Origin of the sequence: Anaerotruncus sp. 1XD42-93, assembly GCF_009917605.1 — a bacterium.
Classification (GTDB): Bacteria; Bacillota; Clostridia; order Oscillospirales; family Ruminococcaceae; genus Anaerotruncus.
Window position 1 is genome coordinate 61,970 of sequence record NZ_QZEG01000014.1, and the last position, 9,082, is coordinate 71,051.

Below are 9,082 nucleotides of genomic sequence, written 5' to 3' on the forward strand. Positions count from 1 at the left end.
AGGAGGAGTAGACATGCAAACATTCTTCTTGTTCGCGCTTATCATCCTGTCGGTGGTAGCGATGGTCATCGCTATCTCAAAACTGAAAATGCATCCGTTTGTCGTCATGCTGGTGGTTGCGCTTGCAGTTGGCCTGATCTGGGGGGCGATCTTCCCGGAATCCGAGATTACGCCCACCAAGGTTGTCAATGAGGTCAAAGGCGGCTTCGGAAGCATCATGACAAGTATCGGTATTGTTATCCTTTGCGGCACAATCATCGGTACCATCCTGGAGAAAACCGGCGCAGCGCTCACCATGGCAAACGCGATTCTGAACATCGTCGGCAAAAAGAACAGCGTCCTTGCAATGGGTGCGATGGGCTATGTCACCGGTATCCCCGTATTCTGTGATTCCGGATTCGTGGTTCTGTCCCCAATCAGCCGCGCGCTGGCACAGCAGTCCAACATCTCGCTGGCTGTGATGGCGACCGCTCTCTCCGGCGGCCTGTACGCCACACACTGCCTGGTTCCCCCGACGCCGGGCCCCATCGCGATGGCAGGTACCTTGAATGCGGACCTGGGGCTGACCATCCTGATCGGGCTGATCGTCTCGATCCCTGCGGTGGCAGTAGCGATTATCTGGGCGAAAGTGGTTTCCAGCAAGGTCGAAATCCCTGCGAATTCCGAGTATACACTGGAAGAATTGCAGCAGAAATACGGCAAACTGCCCGGCGCGCTGCATAGCTTCTCTCCGATCCTGCTCCCGATTATCCTGATCGCGATTGCCTCGATCGTCGATTTCCCCAGCAAACCGCTTGGCGAGGGTGCCGCTTACCAGATCGTCATGTTCATCGGTAACCCGGTGGTCGCGCTCCTGTTGGGCGTGTTCCTGGCCATGACACTGATCCCGCAGAGCGAGAAAAGCAAGACCCTCGACTGGGTTACACAGGGTGTCACTGATTCTGCCGGGATTCTGGCGATCACCGGTGCAGGCAGCTCGTTTGCCGCGATCCTGAAGCTCCTGCCAATCGCTGACTCGGTAGGCGGGCTGGTCAATTCCGGTCTGGGCGTTATCATCCCGTTCGTTATCGCAATGATCCTCAAACTGGCGATGGGTGCTTCTACCGTCGCGATGATTACCACCGCGGGCATGATGGCCCCTCTGATGGAAACGATGGGCTATACCTCGCCGGTTGCAAAGGTGCTGGTGGTACTGGCGATTGGTGCTGGTTCGATGGTCGCTTCCCACGCAAACGACTCCTATTTCTGGGTTGTCTCCCAGTTCTCCGACATGAAGACAGAGGATGCTTACAAATGCCAGACCGGTATGACTGCCGCAATGGGTATCACGATCATCATCCTGCTGTTCATCATCTCGCTGTTCGCCTGAGAATTCTGTTCTGTATAAAAGGGCTCCCTCAATCCTTTCCAGCGCATAGGGATTGCAGTGATCCTTTGACATCCGTTATCATCGGAGGTGGCTTTTGACAAAAAAGCCACCTCTTTGATTGTCCTGTGGTTGTTCCGTATCCAGAGATACGCCTGTTAAAAAATGGCACAGAGCGGCATCCTTACCGGGTCTCGCAGCGGGGAACCTCTTTTTGGGGATGAACTGCCGCTTTGAAAACAACAAAGATAGGGCTTTTTCTTTGTAAAAAGCCCTATCTTTCAATATAGATGGAAACGGTTCCTCAATTTTCCCCTGTTACCGCTATATAACGGTGGTAGGCATCTTTCATGCAGGCAATCAGCGGCTTCTGGGTCAGCGCAAAATACCGGCTGCGGATCTCTGCTTCGAGCACCTGAAGGTCGGTTCTGAGGTTCTTGCCCACGAACATGGATGCCACAAAATCGCTCGTCACCGAAAGGATCGTGTTGCATTCGACATCCAGAATCCACCCGGAATCCCGCTCCACCACCAGGCTGATGTAGAATTCCCCATGTGTCATATAGATTGCGTCATCCCGGCTGGGCTTCGCCTGTCCCACTACTAGAATAGAATTGTTAGGATATTTCATCAAAATTCCTCCGCTCTCTCATGAAGATGCTCTTGCGGAAAATACGAAGGAGGGGACAGATGTTCCCTCCTTCGCGTTTCTGCTTACCTGAACTCAAATGGCTCGTCTGCCGGCAGTACGTTCCCGGTGTAGAACTTTTCAAGCTGCGGGGCAATCAGGCTTAGAATGCTCATCAGCATCGGGTTAAAGATGCCGCATTCCCCATTGAGGATCATGTCAACCGCTGTCTGATGGCTGAACGCAGGTTTATAAACCCGCTTGCTCACCAGCGCGTCGTAAACATCTGCAACTGATACCACCTGCGCCCAGATCGGAATGTCGCTGCCTTTGAGGTGGTCAGGGTATCCGTTGCCGTCCCACCGCTCATGATGGTAGCGGCAGATGTCGTAGCTAAACCGATAGTACTCCTCGAGCTGCACCGACGAGAGCTTTTCGAGGATTTCGCAGCCCCTTGTTGTATGGCTTTTCATCAGCTCGAACTCCTCGGGGGTCAAACGTCCGGGTTTATTGAGGATCGCGTCGGGGATCGCGATTTTCCCGATGTCATGCATGGCAGCCGCGTTGCTGATAATCTCGATCATATCGCTGTTGAAGCGGTACTGCGCTTCCTGCTGCCCCAGCGCTTCCAAAAGCAGCTGGGTGACATTGCGTATCCGCGAGATATGCTCGCCCGATTCGCTGCTGCGGAACTCTACCGCTGTGCTCAATGTGTCAATGAAGAACTGGTTGGACCGGCGCAGTTTGCGGGACTGCTCCTCAATCTCGTTGATCTGCTCGGCGATTGTCCATTCCAGCTCGCAGCGGTAGTCATAAAGCTCAATGATATTCTGGACACGCCGTTTGACCAGCTCCTGATTGAAGGGCTTGGAGATCAGGTCGGCGATGCCAAGACGGTAAACCTCGATACCGAGCCGTTCGCTCGTTTCTGCGGTAATCATGACGACTGGAATATTATGGTATTTATATTTTCCCGCGATCTTGCGGAGAACATCGATCCCGTTCATCTCGGGCATGATGTTATCCAGCAACACGACCGCTATCGAATGGTACTCCTCTTCCAGAATATCCAGCGCCACCCTGCCATCTTCCGCTTCCAGGATCTCGTATTCTTCCTCGAAAAGCTTTTTCAGAATCACCCTGCTCATCTTGGAATCATCCACGATCAGTATCTTTTTATCCTGCTCCATCTTTCCCTCCTGTTCCGGCCAGTGCGTCTCCTCCACGCTGTCCCGACTATACCTTGTAATATGATTTCAAAAGTCCCACGATACGCTCATATTCCCTGGCGATCCCGGCGAGGTCCTCTTTCATCCCGCTGGCGTCTCCGCCGCGCAGCCGGTCAACAAAATCCGCGTTAAGCCGGCTTAATTCAGCCATTCCAAGGTTGCCGCACATCCCCTTGAGCGTATGGGCAGCGTGTTCCGCAGCCTCTGCATCCCCCTGTTCTACTGCCTCTTTCAGTCCGGCAAAGTTTTGGTCATCGAGAAAATTTTTCAACATCTTTTCCAGCAGCATCTGGATACCGCCAAACCGCTCTAGTGTTTCGGCTTCATTAATCCCCATTTCCGAAAGAAGCTCTGCAAACTGCATGGCCCTGTTTCTCCTTTCCTATGCCCATATGTAAATTTTTAAGAAAACAGCTTCTCAACGCCCTGATAAAGGAGCAGGTGGATGCTCCGGTAAAGGGCTTTTGTATCAATCGGCTTAATCAGATAGCCGTTCATCCCGATCTGTTCAGCGGTTTCCTCATCCTTTTCAAAGACATTCGCTGTCATCGCCACAATCGGTACGGTCTGGGCATCCGCTTTGTCCATCGAACGGATTTCCCGGGTTGCTGTGGTTCCGTCCATTACCGGCATCCGGATGTCCATAAGGATGACTCTGTAATATCCCGGCGGAGAATCACGGAACAGCTCGACCGCTTCCAGACCGTTGCGGGCGGCATCTACTTTCAGATTTTTCATCTCGAGCAGCGTTTTGGCGATCTCGAGGTTGATCTCATTGTCCTCGACCAGCAGTATCTGTTCACCGTTGAACTGATATTCCGGCTCCGCCTGCTTGCGCAGAGAGTTCGGGTCTTCCCGAAGTGCCTTGGTCAGCACCCAACGGATATTTTCAGGGAAAACCGGTTTGTTGACAAACTCGTCGACCCCGCCGGTGCGGGCTTCATACTCAATCGAAGCCCAGTCGTAAGCGGACATGACAATCAGCAGGGTATGGGCGTTTTCATCCCTGCGAATCTGCCGTACCGCTTCAATCCCGTCTATCCCGGGCATCCGCCAGTCAATAAATGCAACATCATACGGTTTCCCGTCTTGCCGCGCCTGCTGGATCTCCTGGACCGCATCGGTGCCTGAACTGACACAATGGGCCCGGATCCCGAAGGTATTCAGAATGGTCTGGAGATGTTCACAGGCGATCGTATCGTCGTCTGCGATCAGCACCCGGAGCGTTTTCAGATTTTCCTCTCCGGTGTATGCGGCGCATTCGAGGCTGTTCTTGGCGATCTCGAGCGGGAGTTCGACAGTGAACCGGCTGCCCTTGTCCCGTTCGCTCTCCACCCAGATTTTTCCGCCCATCAGCTGGACGAGGTTTTTGGTGATCGTCATACCAAGCCCTGTGCCCTCGAACACCTTCCCGCTCTCCTGAACCTCCTGTTCGAACGGTTCAAAAATCTTCCGTTGGAATTCTTCACTCATCCCGATGCCGGTATCCTCCACCCGGAACCGGAGAAGCGCGCGAGAATCCTGCGTACCGGCCAGCTCCACAAAAAACGAAATCCGACCCTGAAGCGTATACTTCAGAGCATTGCCGAGCAGGTTCATCAGAATCTGGTTGAGCCGCAGCTCATCCCCGATGCAGACCGCCGGAACCGACTGGTCGATCTGGAGGTCGAACGCAAGGCCGTGTTCCACCGCCTGCGGGTAGATCACCGCGGAGATGTCCTGCACCATATTCCGCAGGTGGAATTCCCGCTGGGAAATCCGGACCTTGCCGCTCTCGATTTTGGACATATCCAGGATGTCATTGATGAGTGAAAGCAGGAATTTTGCCGAAATTCCGATTTTGTTCAGGCAGTCAGAAATCTTTTCCGGGTCATCCAGATTGGCCCGGGCGATCGCCGACATGCCGATGATTGCGTTCATCGGGGTACGGATATCATGCGACATGCGGGAGATAAAGTCTGTCTTGGCGTGGTTGGCATTCTCTGCAAGCAGCAATGCATCCCGCAGCGCCTGGCGGGTTCGCTCATCTTCGCGGCGGGTGGCGTCGATGTCCCTCATATAGATTAGAACCCGGTAATTGTCGCTATCCTGCACCAGACGCTGAATCTGGATCGCAACCCAGTGGTAGGCCCCGCTGTTGCTTCTGCGCAGCACCTCAAAATAGATGTGCGGCTGCTCTTCCAGCTTTCGAGGCATCTGGTCGATGTCCATGCAGCTGCGGTACCGTTCCTGATGATCCGGATGGATTAAGGACTGCTCCCGTTCGGCCAGGATCTCACGCAGATTCTTTTGAACCAGATGGCGGATGATTCCCTCGTCGCTATACCGAAGCTCATAGAGGGCATCGGTCGTAAGATTGGCCTCGAAGATAATGTCGTAAAGCCCCCTGACCGCAGCCACGAACATCTGGGTGGCCATCATTTCCTTATCTTTAGCCTCCCGGGCTTCCTGCACGTCCTGCACAGTAAAGAGCACCTTGTGGCTGAACTGGTCCAGATAAACATACCGGACGCACCGCCAGCTATAGGCCCCGTCATTTCCCCGGATACGGAAATAAAACCGTTTTTCCTTCCCCTTCTCGTTTTCGAGCAGGGAGGAAAGAGAATGGACACTGAGTTTTTCGGAGAATTCCTCCCGGTCTGCCGGATAGAGCGCATATTGCGCGATTGTATCCAGAGCTGTCTGATAGACCCCGGAATGAGAAACCCCGAACACCTCCGCACGCAGGGTGGTGAAGCTGATCTCATACAGGCCGGTTTTCATATCAAGGGTCGCGACCAGGTTGTAGTCCCGGCTCACCGTGAAGCTGCAAACCTGCTCCAGATCCCGGCGGCGCTCCTCCATCACTTTGTATTCATTGATGTCCCGCAGAGTACCAACCATCATGACGATCTCGCCGTCCCCGTAGATCGCCTCTCCGCTGATCCGGAACCAGTGGAAGTCATCCATGGTAGGTGAACGCATCTTAACCTCGAACTGCCCGACTACCCCGCCGTTCAGCATATCCCGGAACTGCTGCTCATACTCTGGATGGACCAGACCATACTCCTGCATCCGGCTAAGAAAGCCGGAAAGCTCGACCCGGCTGATCGTTTTCATGCCATCCTTCCATTGCGGTTCATAGGCAACAAAGGTGTCCTTTGCCAGTATGTATTCAAACATGATGTCCTGCGTGCTCTCAACCGCCGCCCGATAATGGCTTCGCTTCTGTTCAAGCTGCTCATGCTCCTTGAGCCGTTCTTCAGCCAGCTTTGCCCGGTTGATACTGCGGCAGAGCACCACAGCCAGAACATCGTCATCATAAGGATTATCCATCCAAACCACCCGGAGCATCACCCATCGGTCGGTTCCGTCCTCGACGATCTCGATGCATTCCATATAAGGTCCTGCATCCCCTGCGCGATAAAGCTCAAGCAACCGTTCCCTCTGGAACATCGTGGTAAAACTCTCCCGGAAATTCGGACGAATATGCTCTTTTACATATGACACCCACCGCCCGAAATCTCCCTCGGGCGTGATCTCGCGTTTGGAGCGAAGCCCCTCCGCCCCGGCGATCGAGTAGGTGTTCTGCGTCAGGTTGATCGAGACGATCATCTCATACACCTGCGAGATCGCAGCAAATGTCCTCTGAAGCTCAAATTCCGATTTCTGCTGCTCCTTGGTCATCCGACGCGGGTCAATGACAACCATAAAAGCCGGAATATCTTCGCCCCAGGTGATACGGGTGGCCGAAAAATCGACCTTGCCGCCAAATGGGCTGTTGTAGCCCTGGACAACATGTCTGTCCTTTTCGCCGATCTTCTCGAGCGGACAGTCCTTACAGGTTTCCGCCCATAGCTCCTGACAGATACGGCCCCGCTCGATCTGCGGCGCCATCTTTTTAGCCTGTGCGTTAAAGTAGAGGATTTCATGGGTATCCTGCCGGACAGCATAAATGATACTATTGGTAATCTGGTCCAGTACTGTTTCCAAACGCTGCAAATCGCTCATCGAATCGCTCCCGCTGAAAAAACTCTGTAGATGTTCCCTCTCTACCGCCCGCTCACAGGCCCATCAAAAAAGGCCTGCTTCCATAACCCGTCCACTGGTTTTAGGGAATACATCGCACATTTTATCCTTATTTTAGCACATTTTAAAGTGCAACGCAATGTCTCTTACACTTTTTCCTAAATTGAAAATTGTAAAATAAATTGTAAAAAAGAGGATGAATTAGAATTTATAATTACACAATCTTTTTATGGGTCATTGTATGCCCCATGCTGCAAGGATTTGACTTTATCGCCGCCATTTGAACCTGTATTTAGAGCGATAAACGAGGATTCTACATAAAAATCCCCTTTGTGGTTACGCTATCTTCTGGAAATCGAAAGAGGAGGAATTGATGCCGCCTCTGTTTTCCAGTACCGGAAGGAGCGTTTTTATGGCAACTTTTGACGAACTTTATCAGACACTTCTGGCGGCAGCAGTGCGGCGCAACTTGCCCGAGGCGGTGCGCCAGATCCGGGCGAGCGAAGAATATGACCCCAAACAGCTTGACTGCCTGCTCAGCCCTCAAAAATATCCGATTGTCTGGAAATTGGCGGAATGCGACTGCCCGGACGGAACCCCCGCCTGCGTAGAAGCATGCGGGTTTGACGCGGCCGTTCCGGACAAAAGCGGTCACATTGCAATCGACATGACCCGCTGTACCGGCTGCACCGCCTGCGTGGAAGCCTGCCGGGGGCATAAGATTGTAGCGGGGAAGGATATTGTCGCCGCACTTGAAGCAGTCCGCAACCATCAGGGCCTGGCCTATGCGCTTGTTGCCCCGGCATTTCATGGGCAGTTTAGCCCGCAGGTCACACCCGGCAGGCTGCGCAGCGCATTCCGGCGGCTTGGTTTTGATGGTATGGTGGAGGTGGCTCTCTTTGCCGACATCCTCACCCTGAAAGAGGCATTTGAATTTGATAAAAATATACGCAGGGAAGGGGACTATCAGCTCACAAGCTGTTGCTGCCCGATCTGGATCGGGATGATCCGCAAAATTTACAGCCAGCTGATCCCGCATTTGCCCCCGTCGGTTTCCCCCATGGTTGCCTGCGGACGGGCGGTAAAGGCTCTCCACCCGGATGCGCTCACCGTTTTTATCGGACCTTGCCTTGCCAAAAAGGCCGAAGCCCGTGAACCTGACCTTGTGGGGGCGGTGGATTATGTGCTGACCTTTGAGGAAATCCGCGAGGTATTTCTGGCCGCCGGAATCGACCCATCCACCCTGCCGGATGAGGAGAAGGACCATTCCTCCCGCGCAGGCCGGATTTATGCACATGCGGGCGGAGTAGGAGAAGCGGTGAAATCAACGGTGGAACGGCTCAACCCACATCGAAAGGTTGAGGTACGGGTCCGCAGCGCGGATGGGGTTCCCTCATGCAGGCAGATGATGCAGGAGGTGCTCGACGGGACCGCCAGCGCCAACTTTTTTGAAGGGATGGGTTGTCCCGGAGGATGCGTCGGCGGGCCAAAACGGGTAATCCCAACCGAACAGGGGCGGAAAAACGTTGCAGCCTATGGAGAGGAAGCGGCTTTCCCAACCCCGATCGACAATCCCTATGTGATCGAACTGCTGCGCCGGCTGGGGATCGAGACGGTGGAAGCCCTGCTCGAAGAGAGCGAAATTTTTACCCGAAAACTGTGACCTTATGGACGTATAGAACGCAAAACCCGCTTGAAAAGCTGGTTTATATGAGGTTTCACATCCGGAAACTTTTTAAAGATTTTTTTTCAAAACCGCTTTAGTTTCCTTGGGAGCGTGCGAATATAAAGAGTAGAGACCTGTGACAAAAAGTATAGTTTTTGTCACAGGTCTCTCTTTTTGTTTTTTCT

The 9,082-nt window shown here is 53.4% G+C and carries 6 protein-coding genes; 2 read left to right on the top strand and 4 right to left on the bottom strand.

The features are described 5' to 3' along the window. Window positions 1-13: 13 nt before the first annotated feature. Complete coding sequence (locus D5269_RS07665; protein WP_016315832.1) at window positions 14-1,369, top strand: GntP family permease; 1,356 nt, start codon at window positions 14-16, stop codon at window positions 1,367-1,369. 301 nt (window positions 1,370-1,670) lie between these two features. Here D5269_RS07665 and D5269_RS07670 read toward each other — a convergent pair whose 3' ends face one another. The 4 genes from D5269_RS07670 to D5269_RS07685 all read right to left on the bottom strand — a co-directional run bounded on the left by D5269_RS07670 (window position 1,671) and on the right by D5269_RS07685 (window position 7,213). Then, window positions 1,671-1,997: a DUF3870 domain-containing protein gene (locus tag D5269_RS07670; RefSeq protein ID WP_016315833.1), complete on the bottom strand. Its 327-nt coding sequence runs from the start codon at window positions 1,995-1,997 to the stop codon at window positions 1,671-1,673. 83 nt (window positions 1,998-2,080) lie between these two features. Further along, window positions 2,081-3,184: an HD domain-containing phosphohydrolase gene (locus D5269_RS07675; RefSeq protein WP_120484555.1), complete on the bottom strand. Its 1,104-nt coding sequence runs from the start codon at window positions 3,182-3,184 to the stop codon at window positions 2,081-2,083. A gap of 46 nt (window positions 3,185-3,230) precedes the next feature. Then, a complete protein-coding gene (locus D5269_RS07680; RefSeq protein WP_016315835.1) occupies window positions 3,231-3,587 on the bottom strand; it encodes an Hpt domain-containing protein in 357 nt (118 codons plus the stop codon). Between the two features lie 38 nt (window positions 3,588-3,625). Further along, window positions 3,626-7,213: a PAS domain-containing hybrid sensor histidine kinase/response regulator gene (locus D5269_RS07685; protein WP_120484556.1), complete on the bottom strand. Its 3,588-nt coding sequence runs from the start codon at window positions 7,211-7,213 to the stop codon at window positions 3,626-3,628. 430 nt (window positions 7,214-7,643) lie between these two features. Here D5269_RS07685 and D5269_RS07690 point away from each other — a divergent pair, with 430 nt between their 5' ends. Beyond that, the gene (locus tag D5269_RS07690; RefSeq protein ID WP_031219656.1) at window positions 7,644-8,894 is read left to right on the top strand and encodes a [Fe-Fe] hydrogenase large subunit C-terminal domain-containing protein; all 1,251 of its coding nucleotides are present in this window, start codon (window positions 7,644-7,646) and stop codon (window positions 8,892-8,894) included. Window positions 8,895-9,082: the final 188 nt, after the last annotated feature.

Excerpts from the sequence above, each read along its gene's own strand:
- D5269_RS07670 (WP_016315833.1), bottom strand. The coding sequence starts at position 1,997 with ATGAAATATCCTAACAATTCTATTCTAGTAGTGGGACAGGCGAAGCCC.
- D5269_RS07675 (WP_120484555.1), bottom strand. The coding sequence starts at position 3,184 with ATGGAGCAGGATAAAAAGATACTGATCGTGGATGATTCCAAGATGAGC.
- D5269_RS07665 (WP_016315832.1), top strand. The coding sequence starts at position 14 with ATGCAAACATTCTTCTTGTTCGCGCTTATCATCCTGTCGGTGGTAGCG.
- D5269_RS07685 (WP_120484556.1), bottom strand. The coding sequence starts at position 7,213 with ATGAGCGATTTGCAGCGTTTGGAAACAGTACTGGACCAGATTACCAAT.
- D5269_RS07690 (WP_031219656.1), top strand. The coding sequence starts at position 7,644 with ATGGCAACTTTTGACGAACTTTATCAGACACTTCTGGCGGCAGCAGTG.
- D5269_RS07680 (WP_016315835.1), bottom strand. The coding sequence starts at position 3,587 with ATGCAGTTTGCAGAGCTTCTTTCGGAAATGGGGATTAATGAAGCCGAA.